The organism is Mastigocoleus sp. MO_188.B34, from assembly GCF_030065675.1.
GTDB lineage: Bacteria > Cyanobacteriota > Cyanobacteriia > Cyanobacteriales > Nostocaceae > Mastigocoleus.
Genome location: NZ_JASJDK010000007.1, coordinates 64614 through 90308 on the forward strand (window position 1 = coordinate 64614; position 25695 = coordinate 90308).

The 25695-nt window shown below is 37.4% G+C and carries 15 protein-coding genes and 2 pseudogenes; 7 read left to right on the forward strand and 10 right to left on the reverse strand.

The features are described from left to right. Positions 1–26: 26 nt before the first annotated feature. Complete coding sequence (locus tag QNJ50_RS02970; protein ID WP_300631819.1) at positions 27–821, reverse strand: FHA domain-containing protein; 795 nt, start codon at positions 819–821, stop codon at positions 27–29. Between the two features lie 932 nt (positions 822–1753). On the opposite strand from QNJ50_RS02970, the pseudogene QNJ50_RS02975 reads away from it, so the two are divergent. The 4 genes and pseudogenes from QNJ50_RS02975 to QNJ50_RS02990 all read left to right on the forward strand — a co-directional run. Beyond that, positions 1754–2005, forward strand: a pseudogene (locus QNJ50_RS02975) (tetratricopeptide repeat protein); the annotation flags it as partial. Between the two features lie 475 nt (positions 2006–2480). Continuing rightward, the gene (locus QNJ50_RS02980) at positions 2481–4322 is read left to right on the forward strand and encodes a right-handed parallel beta-helix repeat-containing protein (protein ID WP_300631821.1); all 1842 of its coding nucleotides are present in this window, start codon (positions 2481–2483) and stop codon (positions 4320–4322) included. Between the two features lie 645 nt (positions 4323–4967). Next, positions 4968–5612, forward strand: a complete 645-nt coding sequence (locus QNJ50_RS02985; protein ID WP_300631823.1) for a sigma-70 family RNA polymerase sigma factor — start codon at positions 4968–4970, stop codon at positions 5610–5612. Between the two features lie 206 nt (positions 5613–5818). Continuing rightward, entirely contained in the window at positions 5819–6658 is an 840-nt protein-coding gene (locus tag QNJ50_RS02990; RefSeq protein ID WP_300631824.1) for a hypothetical protein, read from the forward strand. Between the two features lie 156 nt (positions 6659–6814). Here QNJ50_RS02990 and QNJ50_RS02995 read toward each other — a convergent pair whose 3' ends face one another. From QNJ50_RS02995 to QNJ50_RS03005, 3 genes are all read right to left on the reverse strand, one after another. Beyond that, positions 6815–8509 carry a SulP family inorganic anion transporter gene (locus tag QNJ50_RS02995; protein ID WP_366914204.1) on the reverse strand — a complete coding sequence of 565 codons (1695 nt, stop codon included), beginning with the start codon at positions 8507–8509 and terminating at the stop codon, positions 6815–6817. A 945-nt stretch (positions 8510–9454) separates the two neighbouring features. Beyond that, on the reverse strand, positions 9455–11017 hold the full coding sequence (locus QNJ50_RS03000) for a Na+/H+ antiporter (protein WP_300631826.1): 1563 nt from the start codon (positions 11015–11017) through the stop codon (positions 9455–9457). Positions 11018–11165: 148 nt separating this feature from the next. Then, positions 11166–12560 (reverse strand): SMP-30/gluconolactonase/LRE family protein, encoded by a 1395-nt coding sequence (locus QNJ50_RS03005; RefSeq protein ID WP_300631828.1) that lies wholly within the window; start codon positions 12558–12560, stop codon positions 11166–11168. A 78-nt stretch (positions 12561–12638) separates the two neighbouring features. Between QNJ50_RS03005 and QNJ50_RS03010 the strand changes: the two are divergent. From QNJ50_RS03010 to QNJ50_RS03020, 3 genes and pseudogenes are all read left to right on the forward strand, one after another. Continuing rightward, positions 12639–12737: pseudogene (locus QNJ50_RS03010) on the forward strand (IS1 family transposase); the annotation flags it as partial. Positions 12738–12921: 184 nt separating this feature from the next. Beyond that, the gene (locus tag QNJ50_RS03015) at positions 12922–14130 is read left to right on the forward strand and encodes a glycosyltransferase family 39 protein (protein WP_300631830.1); all 1209 of its coding nucleotides are present in this window, start codon (positions 12922–12924) and stop codon (positions 14128–14130) included. Further along, entirely contained in the window at positions 14054–15160 is a 1107-nt protein-coding gene (locus tag QNJ50_RS03020) for a hypothetical protein (protein WP_300631832.1), read from the forward strand. The genes QNJ50_RS03015 and QNJ50_RS03020 overlap by 77 nt, the downstream gene beginning before the upstream one ends. A 71-nt stretch (positions 15161–15231) precedes the next feature. Here QNJ50_RS03020 and QNJ50_RS03025 read toward each other — a convergent pair whose 3' ends face one another. The 6 genes from QNJ50_RS03025 to psaA all read right to left on the reverse strand — a co-directional run bounded on the left by QNJ50_RS03025 (position 15232) and on the right by psaA (position 25645). Next, a complete protein-coding gene (locus QNJ50_RS03025) occupies positions 15232–16245 on the reverse strand; it encodes an SGNH/GDSL hydrolase family protein (RefSeq protein ID WP_300631834.1) in 1014 nt (337 codons plus the stop codon). 818 nt (positions 16246–17063) lie between these two features. Next, positions 17064–17981, reverse strand: coding sequence for a site-specific DNA-methyltransferase (locus tag QNJ50_RS03030; RefSeq protein WP_300631836.1), 918 nt, complete (start codon positions 17979–17981; stop codon positions 17064–17066). A gap of 366 nt (positions 17982–18347) precedes the next feature. Next, on the reverse strand, positions 18348–18890 hold the full coding sequence (locus QNJ50_RS03035; RefSeq protein ID WP_300631838.1) for a hypothetical protein: 543 nt from the start codon (positions 18888–18890) through the stop codon (positions 18348–18350). Between the two features lie 9 nt (positions 18891–18899). Beyond that, on the reverse strand, positions 18900–20237 hold the full coding sequence (locus tag QNJ50_RS03040; RefSeq protein ID WP_300631840.1) for a ParA family protein: 1338 nt from the start codon (positions 20235–20237) through the stop codon (positions 18900–18902). Between the two features lie 741 nt (positions 20238–20978). Continuing rightward, positions 20979–23204: a photosystem I core protein PsaB gene (gene psaB / locus QNJ50_RS03045; RefSeq protein WP_300631843.1), complete on the reverse strand. Its 2226-nt coding sequence runs from the start codon at positions 23202–23204 to the stop codon at positions 20979–20981. Positions 23205–23383: 179 nt separating this feature from the next. Next, a complete protein-coding gene (gene psaA, locus QNJ50_RS03050) occupies positions 23384–25645 on the reverse strand; it encodes a photosystem I core protein PsaA (RefSeq protein WP_300631846.1) in 2262 nt (753 codons plus the stop codon). Positions 25646–25695: the final 50 nt, after the last annotated feature.

The following is a 25695-nucleotide window of genomic DNA, read 5'->3' on the forward strand; positions in this document are numbered from 1 at the left end:
TTTAGATTTTCGGAAGATAAATCTAATTAATGACGTTTAGCACCAAACATTTTTTTGATACGATTTAAATCATAGTCAAGGACTTTACCATTGGTATAAAGTTGATGTCCTACAAATAATAAAGCTGATGATATTAAAATTACGAGTAGATTTGCCACCGGAGCAGAAAAATCACTTGTAAATAACATGATAACTATTCCGATCGCAATTGGAAGCCATCCCCAATTACGATTTATTCTATCTTGTAGTAGTAAAACAACTCCAGAAATTAATAGAAGTAAAGTAGGAATACTGACAAGAATACCAATCCTAATATTGCCCGAAATAATAATAATTCCAGTTACCATCATAGCTAAACCAATAAATTTCATCTTTGGATCTATTGGTGACAAAAATGATGTTGCAGGGGGTTTGGACTGAATTATGGTTGAACTCGGAGCAATAGTATCTGGCTGATACTGCTGTTTGTATTGGAAGATAAATGTTACTTTATTTTCTCGGCAAAGGTCTATTCTGTCGCCAAGTCTAAGGGGGTAGATTTTATTGGGCTCCAGGGGAACATTATTGAGAAATGTACCATTGGCGCTACCAAGGTCTTCTAAATAGTAGGTATTACCCTGTATTTTAATTGCAGCATGAATTCTCGATACTACGTCTGCATGTGTTATTTTAGAAAGGTTAATTTCCGGGATGAATTCTTCGTTAACTCTACCAATACGGATAACATTTCGATCTGGTACTAGATCGAAGGAAGTATAAGATTGAAGGTGGAAAAGTTCTAAATTTAAACTGAATGTTTTGAAAATTTTACGTTTGCTCATGATTGACTTTAATCATTAGAACTGGTTTGAACACTACATTTTATATAACTAAATTTCTTTCTTATGGTAAATATTGATTTTGGAATAGTATGGTAGATAAACTTCAACCAAGTTCAATCAACTTTTTGACAATCAGCTTTTTGGGTAAGATAGTATATTTCATAGAAGTTTCATTGGATTATATAGGGCAAGATTTTACAACAAAATATTACAAAATTATCTACGAAATTATCCTAATTACTGGAACGGTTATTTATCGGTAATCTATCAGTTTAAAATAATATATATCTTCTCCTTCTGATAACTGAGCATGATATGCTAACACTACAATAATTTACACCGTCTATATACTTAAAAAGTAACTGGGATTAGATAGATTTGAGTTTTCGAATAAGATAATAATTGCGTGAAATCATTGAAGTTTAAAGTATTACTTAAAACTCGATAATTATATCTAGCTGTTACCTACGATGGTATTTGCCACTTTGTGGCGATCGCAAGCACTGGGAATTGACCTTTCTTTTCTCTTTTAAAGAAGTAAGGCATCAAGTATATGATACTTTTAATTGACACTAAACGCTCGCGATCGCAAGCGGTTTTTTTAACTTTAAATTCAATGGAAGTTGGTAGAAGTCCCCAAATATAAATTTTTGTTGAGTTGGGGAAGTAGAAGGATTTTCAATTTTGCTGGGTAAATGTAAGTGGAACTGGGGGTAGAGTAAATCTTGACCTGAAAATCAAATGAGGTGTAATAGTCGACGGATTATTAGTTGATAAATTATTAAGTGTTGGGTCTATATTATTCAAGTTATTGTGAAGAGTTCCGGACTATATGGGAATAAATTTAGCGTTCGAGTCAAAACATATGGTGCAATTAATTCTATGAAAATCGGGGTTCGGAAAAACACAAGAAGCAACACTACCAAGCTTGGAACAACCGGGGGAATGTGCTGCGTCAGTTGGGAAGGTCACAAGAAACAATAGCATCCTACGACAAAGTTGTAGAAATTAAACCTGACAAACACCAAGCTTTGTACAATCGCGCTATTGCATATTCTCATTTGAATAATATCGAACTGGCACTTCAAAATTTACAAACCGCGATTCATTTAAATCTAGAATATCAAGAGATGGCGAAAACTGATACTGATTTCGATGTTATTCGTAAAGATGAGGAGTTTTAGAGGTTGGTAATGGGTAACGGGAAATAGGTTCAGAACAAAAAATAAAAAAATTACTGATTTTTTTAAGCACATCCCCAGCAATTATAAACAAAAACCACCAAACTATTTTTATATATAAACAATCTGCAGACTTGATTATACAAGTTATGAATGGATTTTCATTAGCATATATTTTAAAATAAAATAATATCTAAATTATTACTAAATTTATACATTACAAGATTCTCTCAAAGGCTTGAGGATATAAGCTTATAACCGAAATTTACCTTATTTTGTTATAATTTTTTGAACCAAAAGCACATAGTATTTGGTCAATAAATATCACAAAATATTGAGTAAAATTTTATCAATAAATTTAGTAATAATTTTTCTTTCCCATATTACGTATGAATAATATGACCTAATGTCGAATAATCATAATCGAAACTATAGATATTAATTATTAAACAGTTGTCAGAGATATAAAGTTATTAATATGAGCGCTATTGTTGTTGGGAAATCGGGTCATCCTCACTACACAACTATCAAAGAAGCAATTCAAAATGCTCAACCTGGCGCGAGGATTGTAGTAAATCCAGGGTTATATAAAGAAAGTTTGATTATTGATAAACCTCTGGAAATACTAGCTGTGGGAGAGGTAAAAGATACTGTAATCTTAAGTACTGATGCTCCTTGTATTTTAATGTCAACAGACTCAGCTACTATCAGTGGGTTTACTTTACAAGAACTGAAGATAGATCAAGAGCATCATTGTCCTGCTGTTGAAATCCCTGCAGGTAATTTAATACTAGAAAATTGTGATATTACATCTAAGTCTTTTAATAGTGTAAATGTCTGGGGTTATGATGCAAATCTTCTGATCCGGAGATGTCGGATTTATGATGGGAAAGGTAATGGTATTTCCATTAAAGAAAATGCTCAAATTACTATAGAAGATTGTGAAATATATAATAATTGTGTTGGAATTACCGTAGTTGATAGTAGTAATCTGATAATTCGTAGATGTCGGATTTATGATTGCAGAGGTAATGGTATTTCCATAAAAGAGAATGATGGGGGTGTTATTGAAGATTGTCAAATCTATAATAATGCTTATGCTGGAATTGCCTTATTAGATAGTACTAACCTTACCATTAGTAGGTGCCACATTTTTGATGGGAAAGGAAATGCGATCGCAATTGAGGAAAATAGTCAAAGCATTATAGAAGATTGCGAAATTTATAATAACTATTATCCTGAAATTGTCATCACTCGTGGTAGTAATCCTATCATTCGTAGATGTAGAATTTATGATGGGAAACAAAACGGGATCTTAATTACCAAGAATGGTCAAGGTACCATCGAAGATTGTGACATATATAGTAATGCTTATGCTGGAATAGTCATTAATCATCAAGGTAATCCAACTATTCGCGGATGTCGAATTTTTGATGGGAAAGGAAATGCGATCGCAATTATTGAAGGTGGTGAAGGTATTATCGAAGATTGCGATATTTATAAACATCTCCATTCTGGGATTAAAATTACCAATCATAGTAATCCTATGGTTCGTGGATGTCGGATTTTTGATGGTAAGGGCTATGGAATTTCAATTCTTGATAACGGTCAGGGAACTATAGAAGATTGCGATATTTACCGTAATACAAATCCAGGGATTTTAATTAACAAGCAAAGTAATCCTAGCATTCGTAGATGTCATATTTATGATGGTAAATCCTACGGTATATGGATTACAGAAGATGCTCAAGGAACTATAGAAGATTGTAATATTTATCAAAATAAAATGGTGGCGGTGGAAATTGATCGCGGTAGCAATCCAACTATACGTCGCTGTCGTATATATGATGGGAAAGACTTAGGAATCTGGATTAAGAGAAATGCACAGGCTACGATAGAGGACTGTAAACTCGAACGCGTACCTTGTCCGGGGATAAAAATTGATTCTCAAATTAAGCCCACAATTCGTTATACGAATCTAAATACTTATAAACCATTTTATTTCGGTCTTTTAGCGATTCTGATTTTACCTTTGCTTAGAGGTTTTCTTGTTAGTTCTATGACTTTCATTGCTGTAGCCTTAACTATATCTGTACTTGTATTTTATGTATTCCAAAAAAGGGGATTTAGTAATATTGGCAGCGGTTTTTTTCGAGGTGGATTAATTGCTTGTATTATTACTATGGCAACCCATATGGGAAATATTGTTGTTATGCCTGCTTTAGTTGTATTTTTATTGGTATATTCTGCTTTTGCGTACAATATTTTAAAGTTACCTTTACAAGAATACAAGCTTAAGAAACAATATCGTCTGCGTTAATTAATGATTTTGGTCTTATGGGTTATTTGGTTCGATATGGAAATAAATTATAGGTGTCAGCACAGCAGCGCGATCGCTTTCCTACTCGCACAAAACTCGGGTTATCACCTTCAGAGTAATAGATATACTTGTCATAATTGATACGCTTAAGTGTTAGCATTTTTCCATATTAAAGTGCTAAAGCACTACTACAAGCCTTATTCAACAAGGAAAATTTTTATGTCTGCGTGAGATATCTAATCTAGTTTTTGTGAAAAGATTAATGCAAACAAAAATTATGACTCTTCAATTTATGGATGATTAGTATAAAATTTTGCTGATAGTTTTTCACTACTGAGTCTTGTTTTCTGTCACCTATTTTCTACTAATTGATAAGCGGAACACATTTTGTTTTAAACCAGTCTTTGATTTCAGCATTAGTCTTGTCCTATATTGTGTCCGTTCGGTCGCTTTTAAAGATATATTCTTGTAGTTGAGCTATGTCCTGAAGGAGTCGAGAAATCGTCAATAACGCCGTAGATTTATTCCGATTCTAAAGCTTAACTATCAACTTTATTTGGGTGCTATATTCACCGGACATTGAATACAATTTGCATGACTTAATGTATTACACCATTCCTCATCACAAAGCAGGAGACATCTATAATGCTCTCAACAGAGTTAGCAGAGTCTCAGGGAGAACTACTATTTGACCGGAAATATCGACAGCTCGTCGAAAAAATTGCTCGTAAATATACCCAAAATTATTCTATTAGTTGGGAGGATGCAGCACAAACGGCTCATTTCAAGATTCTTCAGGGGTTAAAAACAGGAAAATTTATTCGAACAGGAGCAGAAGAGTTTTACCCTTGGGCTGCGATCGTAGCTCGAAATGCGGTAATAGATTTTGTACGTGGAGAAAAAAAGCACAATCGCCAAAGTTTAGATCGTAAAATTTCTGGAACCGATGTTTCACTCTTGGATACTATTGCTGACCAATTTGACTTGTGGGATACGGTAGAACGAGCAAACTTGATTATAAAAGTAAGAGAAATCATTGAAAATCTGGCTTTGAGTCATCCGAAGCGTGAATATATAAAATTGTGGAAAGGGCTAGTTCAAGGTCAAAGTCAAACCCAACTTGCTTCTGAATTGGGAATTACTCAAGGTCAAGTTTCACGACGTCGCAAAGAGTTATTACATCAAGTCGCAAAAGAATTAGGGCTGTTCAAACCTGAAGTAATTAAACAAGAACAGCAAAACCTTCGTAAATCTCAAGTACCCAAAAAACGTTCCCAGACCCAGTGGTGAAGTTAGTACTGCTGTGCGGAAGTGATTAGCGTGTCCGTAGGACATAAGTCATAACTCAAAAGTATTATCTAGCTTTTGAGCTTTATAAATGGTTGTTTTATTTCCGCCGACTTTTGTAAAGATTAAAGAAATTTGTCATATAGTCAAAGGAACCCTCGTTAACAGTAGTAGAAAGCTTCTATAACTGCATCCGGAAATACAAAACAATGGGTAGTAACTCTCATAAATATAGGTTTGAAAAACTTAAACGTGAAAAGCTCAAACCAGACGAACTTAAGATTGAAGATCTTGAACCTAAAAGTAGTCACATAAAAAATATTGAACCTAAAAATATTGAGCCTAACAATATAGAACTTAGAAATATTGAACTTGACCAACAAAAAATATCTAGTCGGAGAACCCCACAACCTGGAGAGATTTGGGAAGTTAGCTCCTCAATAACGTCTCCTGTTGAATTTTCCGGATATCAGCAAGACATACTTTACTCGGAGATCGCACAAAACTTCTTAGCAGGGAAATCACCTCAACGTTATGTAATCATTGTTACTGAAATTGAGCACAATGGAGAACTTGAAGAGCAGTTACAGATAATTTCTGTGATGTTGCTGTCCGAGGAAATTCAATATTTAAGTGATGTGGATCTGTTGATACCTTCAGAAATTTCTGGTTTGGGACGAGATATGTTAGCTCAAACTTGGTTACTTGAGGAAATGTTGAGTTGTAATTTACTCAAACCTGTTGGTAAGCGTCTGTCCCGTAAAATGTACGATTTATTGTTAGATATTAGCGATCGCGAACGGGGAGTTAAAAAACCTCCTCCTAAATTAGACCTTGAAGGGACACAATTAAAAATAGGAAATATAAAAACTTCTGAGAGTGAGGAGATTCAAGCTTTTCATCAACGTGAATTAGCATTTTGTGATGTGTTGAGTATCCCTGTTGCAGCTTATCGTGGTTATTTAAAAAGTATTAGATTTACGGAAACCTTATTAAATGAAGTATTTCAAGTAGAACAAGAATTACTAGAAATTGATGATTGGTATTGATGATTTATAAAATTAATGATTGTCCCTGCGTAAGTCCCGTACTTTTGACTTTTTACTTTTTACTTGTGCACAGCGCTATGACGGTGCGTTCGCTAAAATTAAAATTGTTTAAGACAAAATTAAGAACATCATAACGCACCGTATTCGAGGTAATTTCTACACCACCTCACTACTAGAACTACTGTGATGTTGATTGATAATAGTTGACCCTTGCTCTAATGCTTCCAACCTATTATGAACTTGATTTTCCAGTAAAACTTGTCTTAACACTTTCAAGCGTCTTAATCTGTCTTCAACTTTTCCACTAGCACCAACCAAGAAGATTGCACGACGTTTTTCTTTTGCTTCCTTGACCATATTCTCAATCGCCAAAGTAGCAGTTACACCAACGTAGGGAACATTTTTGAAATCCAAAATTAATACGTCATAATCTTCAACAATGGACATGCGGCGAGATATTGCTTTAGCCGCACCAAAACTCATTGGTCCTCCCAGCTGAAATAACAGGATTCGACCTCTTGCTTGTCTGAGTAATGTTTCTTCTTCAGGATCTAAAGATAACTTACCATTTGGTGTTGTGATTGCTTGTACTCCATCGGCTTGGATTGCAGAAAGTCGCTCGAGGGTAAATAAATTAGCAACGAATACTCCTACTCCGACAGCAGTAATTAAATCGACAAATACTGTCAGAAATAGTACCAAGTACATTAACCCGGTTGCTCGCCAGGATATCATGTGAGCGCGTCTGAGAAATCCCCAGTCAATAATATCAATACCGACTTTAATTAAAATACCTGCCAAAACTGCATTGGGAATATTTTCAATTGATAATAACTTTCCTACACCCAAAACAATAAATAACAGAACGAATCCGTGGATAATTCCAGACAAGGGTGTCTTACCACCAGCACGAACATTAACCACAGTTCGCATGGTTGCACCAGCACCGGGTAACCCCCAAAATAAACCGGAAATTAAATTACCAATTCCTTGTCCAATTAGTTCACGGTCAGAATCATGTTCGGTGTGGGTAATATTATCAGCTACCAAGGATGTCAACAATGAGTCAATAGAACCCAGAATTCCCAGCATTAAAGCATAACCAATCATTTCTCTAAATTGATCTGGGCGAAATACTGGTAAATGCAGACTTGGTAAACCACTGGGAATCTCACCAATAGTTTGGATATTACCATTAGGGAAGAAGAAAACCGAAATCGTTGTACAAATAATTAGTGCTAATAAAGGTGCTGGTAATATGCGGTTTAACTTGGGTGGTGATGCAAATACGATCGCTAAGGTAATAAACCCTAAAAATGTTGCTTCTGGGTTTGCGGTAGTTACAAAAGTAGAAAAGTTTTTGACAGAATCAATTACGTTTGCAGAACCCTCGTGTCCAAAGAAAGGTCCAATCTGCAGTAGCAAAATGATAAAACCAATCCCAGACATAAAACCGGAAATTACCGTATAAGGCATCAGGGTGATATATTTACCTAACCGCAGGAATCCGAAAAGAATTTGAAATAACCCACCCAACATTACAACCGTAAAAGCCATTGATAAACCGAGATTATTATCGGGATATTTAGCAATCAAAGCCGTGAAAACAGTCGCCATGACCACCGTCATTGGACCAGTAGGACCAGAAATCTGAGATGGAGTCCCACCAAATAATGCTGCGAACAAACCCACAAAAACAGCACCATAAAGTCCTGTAATTGCTCCTGCACCGGAGGAAACTCCAAATGCTAGCGCCAGTGGTAAAGCGACAATGGCTGCAGTTAAGCCACCAAATACATCCCCACGTAAGTTCCTAAAATGTAAGCCGTTAACTAATCTAATAGAATTCATAAGTGCGATCGGGAATCAATTAAGTAGTTGGACCAAGAAAACCAATCAATCTTTGGGAAATTAGCCTTAGAATAAGTCATCAATAAAGGTGACAATCCCAACAGAAATGGATATTTATGTTTTCAGCACAAAACTTCCAGCACAAATTTCCAGCACAAATTTCCAGCACAAAGTTTCTAGCACAAAGTTTCTAGCACAAAGTTTCCAGCACAAAAATTCCCCATCCATTTGCAGAAAGGAGACAGCAATAGAATTAGCAAGTAACATTTATCTAAAATTACCCTTGTAAGAACTGGGACTTTTTGAAGATGAACTTCTCAAGAATTAACTTCTGGCTAAAACCAGTGATATCAAAGCCCAGAAAAAATCTGACAAACTAAAAACATGCAAAGCTGTGGAATCGGCTAAACTCGTAATTCTAGCCATGCTGCGAAGGTAATAATTGTCAGCATAACTTAAGAACCAATAAGTATACTGTTACCTCATAACTTAAATTAATAATCTAAGACTGTGTCATAAATACTACACTGTAAGAATATTCTTATTTTACTTGAGATATAAGGAATCATAGGATTAAAAGTAACTAAAAATTACCTTGCACATAATTAAGTGTCAATTAAAAAAATATTAATAAAATGAGTATTAATGAAATAATCTGGGCCACATTTGGGTAATAGGTGTTAGCGCAGCGTTGCGTAAGCAATTGGGTAATGAGTAATGAGTAATGAGTAATGAGTAATGGGTAATGACCTAAGCTGCGAGTAGCCCAACATATTAATTTCGATAATTTGTAGAGACGTAGCATGCTACGTCTCTCAGATTTTTTTTGGGAAAACGCAGCTAATGGCTAACGCAACATTAAAGGCTTATACCGCTGATACTGCAGGCTATAGCCGCTACTTACGGTTCCAGTAATAAAATTAATAGGACAGACCAGTATAAATTCTAATCCTTTTCTTCCAAGACTTCTTGTAGTAAAGGTGCAAGTTCTTGATTTAAGCGACCGGATTGAACAAATTCAGCGTAAGTATTTGCTTCGACTGCTAATAATTCATTTTTTAATTGTTCGCTCGCAAAAGTTTGCAACCTGGGATATTCGTCCTGTAACTTATCAATCTTTTCTTCGAATTGCTTGAGTTCTCCTCTAATTAAAGTTTCTTGGTAACGACAAAATTCTTGGTCAATTCCGGGACGTTCATCTACATCATCAAGGTATTGTAAAACTCGTTTGAGTGCGGACTGATGTGCTACTAGCTGCAAATACTCTTGACGTAAGGGTTGATCGCCTAAAAGATTTAGTTTTTCTAATAAAGGTTTAGTTGTTAATCCTTGAACTAGCAGAGTAAATAAAACTACGCCGAACACAGTATAAATTACTTCTTCTCGTTCGCCCAATATTGTGGGGACACTTAGCGCAAGTGCAATAGAGACAGATCCCCGTAAGCCACCCCACCACAGTATAGTTTGTTCGGGCAAACCAATATTGCTTTTAGCGACCCTATTGGTAAGAAAGCCCAAGCCATAAACGGAAACCAACCGCGCAAATACCATTCCGCCAATCGTAATACCAATAATTCCCAAATTATCGGCTAAGCTAGCAAAGCGTAATTGGTCGCCAATTAATAGGAATACAATCGAATTGACAAAAAATGCGATGAATTCCCAAAATTCACTGACAATTACTCGAGTACGGGGATTCATCCCGATTCGGGAGCCGAAATTTCCTAGAATTAAACCGGTAGTAACAACACCAATTACCCCAGAACCTCCTAATTCTTCAGCAATGATATAAGTACCGTATGCTGAAACCAAAGTTAAAGATTGCTCCACCAATGGTAAATCGAATCTTTGGGTTAAGTAAGAAATACCAAATCCAATTAAAGCACCTACAGCTAAACCAATACCAACCACAGTTACCAATTCTATCAGCACGGGTTGCACTCCCAATTGTTTTGTTCCAAGGGGAAGTCCCACCAGGAAACTAAAAGCCACAACCGCCATGCCATCATTAAATAGGCTTTCCCCTTCCATCAGGGTTGATAGGCGTTTATCTACTCCCAATTCACGAAACAAAGCTGTTACAGAAACCGGGTCTGTTGCGGATAAACTTGCTCCTACAAGCAACGCTGTAGTCAAGGGAACTCCTGCTATTTGGTTAAGCCCAAACGCCACACCCACAATTGAAATTACAACTCCCAGAACTGCATAAAGACAGATCGGAAACAGATCTCGTTTGAGGTTTGACCATTTCAGGTTCCAAGCAGCTTCAAATAATAAAGGTGGTAAAAAAATTGCCAGGATTAGTTCGGGAGAAAGGTTAACTAAACGGACATCCAAGATGGCTAGCCCCAAACCAGCAATTACCAGCAATAGGGTATAAGGAATTTGACGAAACCAACTAATAGCTTGCGGTAGCGTCGCGACACTCAGGGAAACTGAGAGTACTAACAAAAATTGTTTGAGATTTGCTTCAATAGCGGCTTCACCCACCGCAGATTCTAATGTCATGGCGAACTATTTGTAAACGTACACAGGAGTTTTATTGTTTATTTGGTTCACTATAATGCACGTATTAAGTTTAGGTATTGAGTCCAAAGAATCAGATTTTTATTTTTTAGAAGTTTTAATACAGATCCGCTTTCTACAGTTGTTAATGTTAATTAACCCCCCCAGGCTTAATCCCTGGGACTTTCAAGCGAACGCTATAAACACTTTTTCTTGCAGTCATGTAAAGAGTTTTATAGTCCTCTCCTCCCCAAGCTAAATTTGCAGGAGGTTCGGGAACTTCAATTACACCTAATAATTCTCCGGTCGGTGAGAAAACCCACACTCCTCCAGGTCCGGTACTGTAAACATTACCCTTGATATCTACTTTCATCCCATCAGGGACGCCTTCCTTTGTTTTATCTTTCTGTTGTGCAAAGATACTTCCGTTGGTGAGGGTTCCATCCGGTTTGACGTCAAAGACGCGAATGTGACCTTGGTCTGAGTCGTTTACATACAATTTACTTTCATCTGGAGAAAAAGCAATACCATTAGGGCGGACAAAATCTTTAACTAAAAGGGTTAATTTACCATCTGGAGCAAGGCGATAAACACCATAAAAACCTAATTCTTCATCTTCACTTTTAATACCATAAGGTGGGTCGGTGAAGTAAATACTGCCATCTGATTTGACTGCTAGGTCATTGGGACTATTGAGGCGCTTACCTTGATATTTGCTTGCAAGGGTGACTACTTTACCATTCTTTCCCATGCGAGATACGCGACGGTTACCATGTTCGCCACTAATCAGTCGTCCTTGCTTATCAAAGGTGTTACCATTGGCATTACCGGAAGGACGACGAAATACCCGAGCTTTTTCGCCAGGTTTCCATTGATAGATGGTATCAGCAGGAATATCACTGAACAGCAGAAAACCATCTGGATGCCATAGAGGTCCTTCTGTAAACTTAAAACCTTCAGCAATCTTTTCTACTTGAGAATTAATATCTAGAATACTTTGTAATTTAGTACTTTGTAATTTAGTATTTTGCGATTTAGTATTCTTGAGTGTTTTAGTATGCTTTAAGTTTGAAACCTTTAATTGATTATTCTCTAGTTTATGATTTTTTGATTTTGAATTGTTTGATTTTGGGTTATTTAATTTTGAACTACGAGTAGAAAACTTGTGTACCATGATATGGCGATAAGTTTCCCCAGGACGCAATATAACTGAAGGGAAGTGAGGTTGATTAACTGAATCGGGAAAATGTTGTTTTAATTCAGTAAGAACCCCGCCATAGTTGGTAATTTTAGCTGACATACCATTAGCATTTTTGAGAGTAAATAAATTTACTATCTTCCCATTTTCTGTTTTTCCCCATTCAGCGATCGAGATACTTGCTTGCTGTTTTTTCTGTTGTGACTTGTTTTCTTCATGTTTAGTAGAAGATGCAAAAGCTTCAGTTTGAACTTTACCTTGGTTGGGGAAAAAGGTACCAGTCAGGACTATACTTAGTCCAAACGTAGAGATAAATGTGATTTTTTTGATTTTTCTGAGGTTAACCATAGGAAATAAATATGTAATATTTTGCTTTTTAATTTTGTTTTAGAGAATTACTTCAAATTACTTTAAACTCTAGATTATGTGCATCAAATTTTATCTTTTTCCAAAAAACTCAACAATCATATCGGAGCAATTTGGTATTTTATCCACCATTATAATTACCAAATTACTAATAGTTAATATCAGGTTTCACTATATGGGAATCACTACCGACAAAATGATACGATTACTCCTGTATCAACATATGAAGTAACTTATGCATCGAGGTCAAACAATACTAAAGTTAATTTGTATATTTTTTATCTCTTTAATCCCAAGAATTATAGCAATTACTATACCTACTAATGTGGATGAGGCGTTATGGATGTCTCGTGGTACCGCCTTTATAAATAGCTTAATCCAAGGTAACTTAGAAGCAACTTACATACGACATCATCCAGGTATTGTAAATATGTGGCTGATTGGCAGTAGTCAGTTAATAAATTCTCTTATACACCATCTGTTTCCTGGCTTACTCAAACTTAATCAGTCACCACTTATGTATTGTGTTGACCAAAATACCTGCCCTTTAAGCTTGTGGTTCATGCCACGCTTATTACAAGCAGTAATCACTTCAGTATGTATGCTATTAATCTACATCTTAACCAAAAGACTTTTAGGGAGATATGTAGCAATAGTAGCATTTACACTATTATTATTAGAACCATTTTTTCTCGCTTACCAACGTTATATTACTACTGATGCTCTACAAACAGACTTAAGTATTTTGGCAGTACTACTTTTACTTCTCTATCTACGAGAGAATAACAACCGTACTTTGCTTTTTTCATCAGGTATATTTATGGGACTGGCGACAGCTTCAAAAGTACCAACCCTGTTTATTTTACCTGCTATTGTCGTCTGGATTGTGCTGATTGAGTTAGGAGTTTGGCGAACAAGTTTTACTCCAAGAGGTTGGATACGACAAATTATCGATCTGATTATCTTCGCAACCACCACAATCTGCATTATTTTTTTAATCTTGCCAGCTTTATGGGTAGCTCCTCTAGAGACTTTTGAAAAATTCTATGAAGGTTTATTGACAGAAGCTGATAGAGGCAATCTGTTTTTTTTCGGACAAATGACTGATTCTCCGGGATTACTTTTCTACCCTTTAGTTCTAGCATATCGCCTCTCACCCTTACTCCAAATAGGAGTATTAACCTGTTTGGCAAAATTGTCGATTCCCAAGTTACGTAATCACTTATCTCAAATACCTGAGTTGATTGCAATCGCTTTAATTCCGCTCTCAGTTTTATTTATTTTATCAAACATCGATAGTAAGGTTGATCGTTACATTATTCTTTTTATACCAGAGCTTGCATTATTGGCTGGAGTTGGCTGGTTACAAATCTACGCTTGGATCAAATCTCGGGTCAGTCTTACTATCAAGTGCTTTTTTACTAAGAGCAATCCGCATCAATCACAAGTTGAATTGGGGATTTTACGCATTAAGTTTGTCACTCTCAATCTATACCCATACCCTGTCTTTATTTGTAGCTGTAGCTCATGGGATCTATGTAGTTATAATTAATGCTTTCCGAAAAAGTAAAGTATTTATTGCTTATTTAATCGCCACATTGCTATCACTGTTAGCTTTCCTTCCATGGCTATTTTTTATTATTAGTAATTCAGATCGAGTTATAGGTTCAATGGCTTGGTCAACTCAAGCAATTCCCCCATCTTCTTTGATGATGCACTGGGCAATTAACTTGAACCGTATTTTTATCGATTTTAATCCTAGCTATGCTCTTAATGATTTCATTAGTTTTAAAAATCCATTATCAATTTCTTCGATCGCAGTTCTGTTAGTTCTAGTAGGATACTCAATATATTATCTTGCTCGTAATACTTCTAGAAAAATTTGGGGATTTATCTTAACCTTAATTGGAATTCCATTTTTAGCTCTAGCATTACCTGACTTATTATTTGACGGAATTCGCTCTTTTAATAATCGGTATTTAGTAGGATGCTATTTGGGTATTCATTTAGCTGTTGCTTATTTACTAGCCACTAAAATCATTTTATCAGTTCAAATTTGGCAACAGAAGTTTTGGCAGGTTCTCACATTAGTTGTAATCGGAAGTGGAATTATTTCATGTATGGTTATTTCCCCAACTCAAACATGGTGGAATAAGTATTATTCTTCTGAGAGTTACCCTATAGCTAAAATATTAAATCAAGCTAATCAACCACTTTTACTCATTGAAAATTATTGGAGAGCTGAGGGAAACTTATATTCAATTAGTAGCCTTTTAAGCCCAAAGCTTAAACTCCAAATACTATCGGAAGGAAAGATGATTGACAAAATTCCTGATGATTTTAGCAATCTATTTTTATTTAACCCATCCGAAAAATTGCAAGAAAAACTCAAAAAAAACCGCAATTATCAAATTCAGTCAATTTATAATGGAGAACATTTTATACTTTGGAAACTAGAAATCATTGGGGATAAACGTTCTAATGTCCGTTCTGGAACAGACGAACAAGGAGAAATTTACGTAACATCTAAAAGTAATGGAAAAGTTAGAAAAATCGTTCCATTAGAGAAAGTAAAAAAGTAGCATAAAGCCAACTCTTCTTCTGACTTTTTACTTTTTACTTTTTACTTTTTACTTTTCACTCCTGACCCCTTTCACGAGCGAGCAAGCTTTACTGCACGTACAGCAGTCAGTTTAGATTCTATTTGTTGCAATACCGATTGCCAAACTGCATATCCATTTTCACTTAAATGCAATCCGTCAGTAGTTAAATCTTTTCTCAACTTCCCTTCAGAATCTGTAAACCAAATGTGGAGATTTAGATAACTTACTCCTTCTTGTTTAGCAATTCGTGCTAATTGCTGATTTATACGTTGAATGCGTGGATTAGAGAGTTCTGGGCGACGGGTGGGTAAAATGGACTGGACAACAATTAAACTGTTGGGATGATTTTGCCGTAAATTACGAATCATTTTACGATGATTGCGTACTATAACTTCACCTTTCACACCTTTGCGTAAATCATTGATCCCAGCCATAACATAAATTACATCTGGTTTAGTTTTGGAAAAGGCTGATAATCTTTTTAAAATACCAGTAGAAGTATCGCCCGAAATTCCCTGATTTAACCATAATTTACCTGTTGGAAGTCTTTCGGTGGGAAACCACAAACTTAGAGAATCCCCTACCAATACACTCAAACTATTTGTTCCTTGACCGCGAGTCATAGCTCGAGCTTCCATCGCTAGTAGCTTTTTCCAATCTTGATAGGTTAGTTTGCGTTTCCTACTGGAATATTTAAGTTGTTGCCAGTTATCATCAGCTACACGAGTATAAATGTGTCCAGCCTTCAAAGCTGCAAACCTTTGGTAGTAAAGTTGAATACCTGAAGTGGGTCTGCGATATGTAGGAGTAATTGTCGCTGGTACAAATGATTTTGGTGGCGTGTAGATTTTTTCTGGTGTGTAGTTTTTTTGACTATGAATCCGCTCGGAAGAGAATAAGGTATTGGGGATTGTTTCGGCTCTTGCTGTTGACTCTAAACCTTTTTTATTCTTTCCCGGTATTTGATGATTATCTGCCTGCAAAGCAGAAATTTCGGGTAAGGTAGATGTTGGTATTAGCAACCCAGTTAACAAGCTTCCTGTCAACAGATAAAAGTCTTTCATCGTTCTACTTATTTTCTCCTCCGCACTTGTTCTATTTGCAACAATTATCTGCCGCGTTCGGGAAATTATCTAGGTAAATTGAGTATATTCCTGCCATATTATTTATTTACACTCAATAGCTGTGTAAATCTCGCGAAACAGATAACATTTACAATCTATTCAAATTATTCTCCTACAAAAGCACAATTATTTTTCCTATCCTCACATTTCTTCCAAAATCACTGATTTACATAAATTTACTACTTTTTACTGTACTTCCCTAAGAGTACTTATTTAGTGAGCAAATTTAATTTATATATTTACCCAATTTACATTTACCCATTACATTTACCCAATTTAAATGTGAAAATAGCGATCGCGATTTAATTATCAACTCCACATTTATATCCCAAGTATTTATATCCAAAGTATTTTGTGGTGGGATGTCTACTTGGCTGAAGCGGGAAGAATTCCCATGTTTATTTATACGCAAAGAATTAGTGTCGGATATGTTAAGCAACACTCAGCATGGCATTACTAGGACTTACACAAATGGCATATTTTTCCTGTAGGGTGTGTGATGCTGTGAAAATATCTGAACGTAAGAATAAGACTTATAGCGTCACGCACCAACCACCAATTGTGACACTTGCGTAAGTCCTGATTACAATTTATTCACGGTAAATAATGACTTTTTAATTTACGCCCTTTGATACTTGCCAGTAAAAGACGGAGTAAATGAACAATAGATAATCAAAAAACGACCTTCAATTACCTATTACCCATTACCTGTTACCTACTAAAAAAAGTCCATTACAATATAGTGATTAAACCAATCATTACTCGGACTTGATATCTTCAAACCGATAACGACTACCAAGAATGTAATCCTCATTGATTTCAAAAGATGTCCACCGACGTTTTAAGTTCTCTGCAACAAAACCTGTAGTATTCGAACCAGAAAATGGATCTAGTACTACATCACCTTCATCAGTCACAAATTTAATAAAGAATTCTGCAAAAGCTGAAGGAAAACGTGCGGGATGAGGTTTAACTCCTTCTTGCTTACAGCGACGCAAATAAGCGCTGTTTGACTCGGTATTAGCAAGTTCTAACAAATTAGGTGGAATTGCGCCTTGGTTATCCTTTTGGAATTTATTCGAAATATCATGACCGCTAGGACGTAATTTAGCCTTATAGCCGCGTTTGAGTAATTGCTTCATACTTTTGCTATAAGGCTTTAAAACTTTTCTATTGTTAGCTTTGGGGTGAGGAGTTTTTGATAACCACCAAACTACGTTTACTGAATCTTTAACCCGAATTCGCCGCACAGTTACCCACTCTGCTGGGGTTGGAAGTCGAGATGGATTGTAATGATAAAATTCTTGGGCGAGATAAAATCCAACTTCCTTACACAATGTGACTAAAAGTTCGTATTGATAAATACTACGAACCGGAAAACCTGGAAGATATGCACCACCTAAGTCCAATACAAATGAACCATCTGGAGCGAGGACTCGTTTGAATTCACGAGCAAAAGGTAAAAACCATTCTATATATTTTTCTGCACTTTCATTGCCATATTCTTTTTTTCTTGTGAGCGCAAAGGGAGGCGAAGTTAAAATTAAGTTGACACTGTCGTCGGGGATAAACTTAATTAATTCGAGAGTGTTACCTAAATATACATTGCCGTAATCCTTACTATAGTAAGCAGTAAAGTTTATTTCGTTTTGTGGACTTGTGTCTTCCTGTTTCAAGGCTTGTAACTTTTAGAAAACCTTCTCAGTGTTATATTTATAGCTTGTTTTGGGGACAAAATATTTTTTTTTCAAATTACCCAAGACTTGAAATGAGCTGAAAAGGAATGGCTCTCATGGTTTGAAGCTAAGTTAATAAAATTATGTGTTGGCAATATTAATAACTTTAGCTTTTATTTTACATTGGTTTTAAAATTGATTCAAAAATTTGTAGTATTTGTCGCTGTTTTAAAAATCCAAAGATGACTGAAATTTTACCACTTGCTTCATTTTCTACTTACTTTTACCACTGCAACTGGCAAAATTAAAAGCAAATTTGTTCAACAGACTTGCTCTCTTAAAATAGATATTTTTTCAAGATAAATATTAAACCTTGGGTTCCTTATATGCTTTTAACCATTTTAAAGTTCTTTTAACTCCCAAACGATGTTTTAAATCTTCAAGGGAGTTATATGTACGGTTATCTAGTATCAGCTTGGCATACCCATCTTTAATTCCAGGGATGCTCATCAAAGTAGATTTATCGCTGTTATTGAGAAAACTTAAAAAATCTTCCACGTCACATGGTTCTATGACTCTTTGATTAAGTTTCGATTGTAGTGTTACTTGTTCTATAGCCTTTCCAATTACTACTTGCTGTGCAGCAATAATAAATACCCAAATTTGTTCAATATTAGCAAGTTTTGCGGCTTCATAAATCGCAAGTCCGGTAAGCAGATGATATGTATCTTCTCTATCTGTCAAGCAAACTAGCGGAAGAGCAAAGTTACAGTTAAATTCATCTTTCCAAGAACTGGAAATTTTCTCTAACATGCATGGAGAAGTACCAGAATCTTTTTGAAAAACTTCGATTTGATTAAGGGAAATCAGATAAGGCTTACATTCTATACCTTTATATAAATCAGGCATTTTACTTAGTCAGTTTTTCTCAATAGTATTAATTATTCTGATTATTTCCTGAGTCAAGCTGATAAATTGATAAGCTACATTTTTTCCCTTTCCAGTCTTTTCTGCATATACAGACATTGGTTGACGAGCTTTCAAAGCTTCACCCACATAGGTTGAATGTTGAATTTCCTGGAGCATTGAAATATTTTGACGTTCGAAGCGATTCTTTATCAATTCCTTCATTGTTCTATTTAAATTAGTCCCTCGAGTCATAAAAGGAACAATCCCGATAATTTTACCCCTTTTACCCTCTGTGTTCTGCTCGATTTCTTTGACTTGCTTGATTGGATTATTTATTCCGTAAGCTGAAAGATATTCCATCTGAGATGGAATCACCATATATTGAGCCGCACACACTCCATTCCAAGTAATATCTGTATAGCTTGGAGGAGTATCGATGATGACGTAATCATAATCTTTGGCTATATCTGACTTTTGAAGTCCCTTATTAAGTAACTCTTGACGATAAGGTCTACTACCAATTTCAGCATCTTTTGTTCTATAGCTACCAGGAATTACATCTATTTTTCCGTTTATACCCCAAATATAATAGTTAATATATTTATTAAATTGACTGCTATAAACATAATCCATATAGTTAAACCCAAGACCTTTGTCTGCCTTCAAAAAGTCAATTAATTCTTTTCTTCCAGCAAACTCATCGAGAATTTGTTCGACTTCTTCTAAGCTAGAAGCATTGTCAATTTCATCAGCTCTATTAACTCCTAAGACTAAGCTTGCATTTGCTTGATCGTCTAAATCAACAACTAAAACTCTATTACCTTGTTTTGCTAATTCAAAAGCAAGATTAATCACCAAAGTTGTTTTACCAACCCCACCTTTTGAGGTATGAATAGAAATTGTACGCATATTAATTGTAAATAAGAAATCACGTAGAAACTCAGCAATAGGTTCTACTCTAGTCGGATCTTTAATAGTATGCTTGGTAATTAAATTAAATTGACCATTAGTTAATTCATATACTTCCAGTCGGAAAGGATCTATCAATAGCCCAAACCGAGTATTTGAATAATTTAGATATGTATATAATTGATAACGAGCACTATCATCTATCCGAGCAATTGCACTTTTAATTTCAACTAAAAAATTAATATATCTGTTTAAGTCCTCAATATAAAAATCTACCCACCATTTTTTTCGACAATTTCTTAACTTTTTGATTTTAAACTCCGGATACCAATGAGAGTAACCACTTTTTGCTGGTAACCCAGCCATTTGTAGCATTTTTTGAACTAAATGCAAAGACACATATGCTTCATTGTTCCACTCAGATGAAATTTGAGACATACTATTAGATATACAGGTTTAGCAAGCAAAAAACATTTTAAAGCTATTCTGTATGTAATATGCCTTCATTGTGTTATCAATATCCCAAAACAATTAAATAAAAACTTTAATTTCTAACATTTTGATACAATATTCGATTAAATTTAGAGTCTTTTTCTAAGTATTTGCTAAAACCATGCCCAATAACAGGATATTAGCTAGCTTCTATTAGAAGGTAATAGAATAAAGTCAAAATTCATTAGCTTAGCGTGTCCGTAGGACATAATTCAAAATTCAAAAGCTATTATTTATAACCTTTTACTCCTTACTTCTTGCTCCTTACTCGCAGGTAGCACTGTATCTATTTTGAATTTTGAGTTGAGCTTAATATAGCGGTTTTCATTTTAATCAAATATATTTTTAAATTCCCAAATGTAGAGACGTAAAATTATGACCTTACGGTCACGCAATACCTAGAGCCTGCGGCGACGGCGTTAAACCTTACGGTATGGCTGCGCTTACACCGTAAGGTGCGTCTTTGCCTCTAGCTATAGCTGCGCTTACGGCGCAAGCCGCGTGCATTCGTCGCTAGACGCGTCCGACCCGGTACGCTTGCGCTAGGCGCTAATACGTCTCTACGAGGTGTACTATACTCAACCGAAAACCGCTATATCACAATTAATTGTACAAAAAATCATTGCACAAAAAATCCCCTACCTGAGGCAGGGGATTTTTTAATAACCTAAACCACTAGCAGTAGGATTAACCAAACTTACCAGCCGTTGAAGCTATGAGGAAGGCGGCATACGTCAGTACATAACCAACAGCAAAGTGAGCTAGACCAACTACACGCGCTTGAACGATGGATAAAGCAACGGGCTTGTCTTTCCAACGAACTAAGTTCGCCAAAGGAGTACGCTCGTGTGCCCAAACCAAGGTTTCAATTAACTCTTGCCAGTAACCTCTCCAGGAGATTAAGAACATGAAGCCAGTTGCCCAAACTAGGTGTCCGAATAAGAACATCCATGCCCAAACAGACAGGTTATTCATGCCGTAGGGGTTGTACCCGTTAATCAACTGAGCAGAGTTTGCCCACAGATAATCGCGGAACCAGCCCATGAGATACGTAGAGTTCTCATTGAACTGTGCCACATTTCCTTGCCATATACCCAGGTGTTTCCAGTGCCAGTAGAATGTTACCCATCCAACCGTATTTAATGACCAGAACAGAGCTAGATAGAAGGAGTCCCAAGCGGAGATATCACAAGTACCGCCACGACCAGGACCATCACAAGGGAATGCATAGCCGAAGTCCTTTTTATCGGGCATCAGCTTAGAACCACGAGCATCTAAAGCACCTTTAACAAGTACCAGAACTGTGGTGTGAATTGCTAAAGCAAAGGCGTGGTGTACTAAGAAGTCACCAGGTCCAATGGTTAAGAATAGAGAGTTTGTACCACTATTAATGGCATCTAACCAACCACTTAACCAAACATTGCCATTATTCGGAAAAGCTGTATAGGCAATACTATCTGGGTTAGATAGTAAAGTATCCATGCCATACAACAATTTACCGTGAGAAGCTTGAATGAACTGAGCAAATACCGGCTCAATCAAGATTTGTTTCTCGGGTGTGCCGAAAGCAACTACTACGTCATTGTGTACGTACAAACCTAAGGTGTGGAAACCTAGGAAGAGAGATACCCAACTCAAGTGGGAGATAATCGCTTCTTTATGCTTCAACACGCGGTCTAATACGTTGCCCTTGTTTTGTTCGGGGTCATAGTCACGAACCCAGAAGATCGCAGCGTGGGCAAAAGCACCAGTCATCAAGAAAACTGCAATGTACTGGTGGTGGGTGTACAGAGCTGCCTGCGTGGTGTAATCCCTAGAAATAAATGCATAGGGAGGCAGTGAGTACATGTGCTGTGCTACTAGGGAGCAAATTGTTCCCAAAGATGCCAGTGCCAAAGACAACTGGAAGTGTAGCGAGTTGTTGATAGTATCGTACAAACCTTGGTGGGGCAAGTTGAATTGACCTTCACTCTTGCTACCAAAGAATGTTTTGGCGTTAAGCATCTCTTTGATGTTGTGACCAATACCGAAGTTTGTCCGGTACATATGACCAGCAACAATAAAAAGAACTGCGATCGCCAGGTGGTGGTGAGCCATATCGGTCAACCACAGTGACTCAGTCTGGGGATGGAATCCACCCAAAAAGGTCAAAATTGCAGTACCAGCACCTTGGGAAGTACCAAATATGTGACTTGCTGTATCGGGATTCTGAGCATAAACACCCCAGTTCCCGGTAAAGAAGGGTTGTAAACCTGCTGGATGTGGTGGTGTGCTCAAGAAGTTATCCCAACCTACGTGAACGCCACGAGATTCAGGGATAGCAACGTGAACCAAGTGACCAGTCCAAGCCAAAGAGCTAACGCCAAAAAGACCAGCTAGGTGGTGATTCAGACGAGGCTCAGCACTCTTGAACCAAGAGAGGCTGGGACGGAACTTGGGTTGTAAGTGCAACCAACCTGCGAACAAGAATACTGAAGCTAGGAGCAGTAAGAATACCGAACCTGTGTAAAGGTCGTTATTGGTTCGCATGCCAATGGTGTACCACCAGTGGTAAACACCAGAGTAAGCAATATTAACAGGATTGCTTGCTCCACCTTGGGTGAAAGCTTCGATTGCTGGTTGACCAAAGTGGGGATCCCAAATTGCATGGGCAATAGGACGGATGTGAAGAGGATCTTTAATCCACTGTTCAAAGTTACCTTGCCAAGCAACGTGGAACAGGAGGCTGGATGCCCACAGGAAAATGATTGCCAGGTGACCGAAGTGTGTTGCAAAAATCTTTTGATAAAGATTCTCTTCGGTCATGCCATCATGGCTTTCAAAATCATTTCCCATAGCCATCGCATACCAAATCCGACGCGTAGTCGGATCCTGTGCGAGATCCTGGCTAAATTTTGGAAATTTTGTCGCCATAGGTTTTATAAATCCTCAGACATAATAGCCATTTGATTTAAGCTTTTTTAGGAGTTTTGAGTTTTGAGTTTTGAGTTTTAACAATCGAAAGTTAATAACTTGTGACATATTGTCATCTATCACTAATATTCAAAAGTTTTATGACCCAAACCCATTACTCAAACTCATAAAGCCAATTGTCAGCCTACTGAAAGTATGTGTGCGTGGAAGAATGCCCAAGTTGTTGCGATTCCTCCCAAAAGATAGTGTGCCAATCCTACTGCACGACCTTGAGTAATACTCAAAGCACGAGGTTGAATTGCAGGTGCTACCTTTAACTTATTGTGAGCCCAAACAATGGATTCAATCAATTCTTGCCAGTAGCCGCGACCACTGAATAAGAACATCAAGCTGAATGCCCAAATGAAGTGAGCGCCCAAGAACATCAGACCGTAGCCTGAAAGGGGACTGCCATAGGAGTTAATTACCTGTGCAGCTTGTGCCCATAAGAAGTCGCGTAACCAGCCATTGATGGTGATCGCACTTTGAGCAAAGTTTCCGTAAGTGATATGAGACACATTGCCAGATGCGTCTACAGTACCCCAAACATCAGATTGCATCTTCCAACTAAAGTGGAAAATTACAACTGAGAGGCAGTTATACATCCAGAATAGTCCGAGGAATACGTGATCCCATCCAGATACTTGACAAGTACCACCACGACCAGGACCGTCGCAGGGGAAGCGGAAGCCCAAGTTTCCTTTGTCTGGAATCAGACGAGAACTCCGGGCATATAAAACACCTTTAAGCAGGATTAAAACGGTAACGTGAATGGTGAACGCGTGAATGTGATGCACCATGAAGTCAGCCGTACCCAAAGCAATGGGCATCATTGCGACTTTTCCACCTACTGCTACAACACCGCCACCAAAAGCATGGGATACAGTTGCTAAAGCGTTGGGTGCTGTACCACCGATACCAGGAGCGATTGTGTGGATATTTTGTACCCACTGAGCAAACACTGGCTGCAATTGAATTGCGGTGTCAGAGAACATGTCTTGGGGACGACCCAAGGCACGCATTGTGTCGTTATGAATGTACAAACCAAAGCTATGGAAGCCTAGGAAAATACATACCCAGTTGAGGTGGGAAATAATTGCATCCCGATGACGGATAACCCGATCTAGTAAGTTGTCTTGGTTAACTACTGGATCGTAATCTCGCACCATGAATATGGCTCCGTGAGCTGCACCACCAACAATTAAGAAACCACCAATCCACATGTGATGAGTAAATAGGCACAACTGAGTTGCATAGTCAGTCGCCAAGTATGGATATGGAGGCATGGAGTACATGTGATGCGCCACAATAATTGTCAAAGAACCTAGCATTGCAAGGTTAATTGCCAATTGAGCATGCCAAGATGTAGTCAAAACTTCATAAAGACCCTTGTGACCTTGACCGGTGAAGGGACCTCTATGATTTTCGAGAATTTCTTTGATGCTGTGACCAATACCCCAATTGGTACGGTACATGTGACCTGCGACGATAAATACTACCGCGATCGCCAAGTGGTGATGGGCAATATCTGTCATCCACAAGCTACCTGTAACTGGGTTCAAACCACCTTTGAAGGTGAGAAAATCTGCATATTGTCCCCAGTCCAAGGTAAAGAAAGGTGTTAACCCATTAGCAAAGCCGGGATAAAGCTCAGCTAACAACTCTTTATTAAATAGAAATTCATGGGGTAAAGGAATGTCCTTAATTGCAACTCCTGCATCCAATAACTTGTTTACAGGAGCGGATACGTGAATTAAGTGACCTGCCCAACCCAAAGAACCACAACCAAGCAATACTGCCAAGTGGTGATTCAACATGGACTCTACGTTCTGGAACCATTCCAGTTTTGGTGCGCGTTTGTGGTAGTGGAACCAGCCTGCAAATAGGAATAAGCCTGCTAATACTAAACCACCAATCGCTGTGCAGTAGAGTTGGAATGAACTGGTAATACCCCAGCCACGCCATACATGGAATATGCCGCTTGTGATTTGAATTCCGTGGAATCCACCACCAACATCTCCGTTTAAAATATCTTGCCCAACAATGGGCCAAACGACTTGAGCGCTGGGTTTAACCCCCAGCGGGTCGCTTAACCAAGCTTCATAGTTAGAAAACTTGGCTCCGTGAAATATCATCCCGCTCAGCCACAAGGTTACTATCGCTAAGTGACCAAAGTGAGCCGCGAAGATTTTGCGGGATATATCTTCTAGATCGCTTGTATGTGTATCAAAGTCATGGGCGAGCGCATGTAAGTTCCAAATCCACGTAGTGGTTTTTGGACCCCGGCCTAAGCTTCTGTCGAAATGACCTGGTTTTGCCCACTTCTCGAAAGAAGTTGGTACTGGATCCTTGTCGACTATAACTCTAGCTTTCTTTTCCTCTCGCTCAGAGGTACTTGTCATTCTACCTCCTCTCTAGATAAGGATTGAGGAATCAATTTTCTCACAAGTTA

Bases quoted from the DNA above. Each gene is read 5' to 3' on its own strand.
- QNJ50_RS02970 (WP_300631819.1), bottom strand. From the start codon at position 821: ATGAGCAAACGTAAAATTTTCAAAACATTCAGTTTAAATTTAGAACTT.
- QNJ50_RS02980 (WP_300631821.1), top strand. From the start codon at position 2,481: ATGAGCGCTATTGTTGTTGGGAAATCGGGTCATCCTCACTACACAACT.
- QNJ50_RS02985 (WP_300631823.1), top strand. From the start codon at position 4,968: ATGCTCTCAACAGAGTTAGCAGAGTCTCAGGGAGAACTACTATTTGAC.
- QNJ50_RS02990 (WP_300631824.1), top strand. From the start codon at position 5,819: ATGGGTAGTAACTCTCATAAATATAGGTTTGAAAAACTTAAACGTGAA.
- QNJ50_RS02995 (WP_366914204.1), bottom strand. From the start codon at position 8,509: ATGAATTCTATTAGATTAGTTAACGGCTTACATTTTAGGAACTTACGT.
- QNJ50_RS03000 (WP_300631826.1), bottom strand. From the start codon at position 11,017: ATGACATTAGAATCTGCGGTGGGTGAAGCCGCTATTGAAGCAAATCTC.
- QNJ50_RS03005 (WP_300631828.1), bottom strand. From the start codon at position 12,560: ATGGTTAACCTCAGAAAAATCAAAAAAATCACATTTATCTCTACGTTT.
- QNJ50_RS03015 (WP_300631830.1), top strand. From the start codon at position 12,922: ATGTCTCGTGGTACCGCCTTTATAAATAGCTTAATCCAAGGTAACTTA.
- QNJ50_RS03025 (WP_300631834.1), bottom strand. From the start codon at position 16,245: ATGAAAGACTTTTATCTGTTGACAGGAAGCTTGTTAACTGGGTTGCTA.
- QNJ50_RS03035 (WP_300631838.1), bottom strand. From the start codon at position 18,890: ATGCCTGATTTATATAAAGGTATAGAATGTAAGCCTTATCTGATTTCC.
- QNJ50_RS03040 (WP_300631840.1), bottom strand. From the start codon at position 20,237: ATGTCTCAAATTTCATCTGAGTGGAACAATGAAGCATATGTGTCTTTG.
- psaB (WP_300631843.1), bottom strand. From the start codon at position 23,204: ATGGCGACAAAATTTCCAAAATTTAGCCAGGATCTCGCACAGGATCCG.
- psaA (WP_300631846.1), bottom strand. From the start codon at position 25,645: ATGACAAGTACCTCTGAGCGAGAGGAAAAGAAAGCTAGAGTTATAGTC.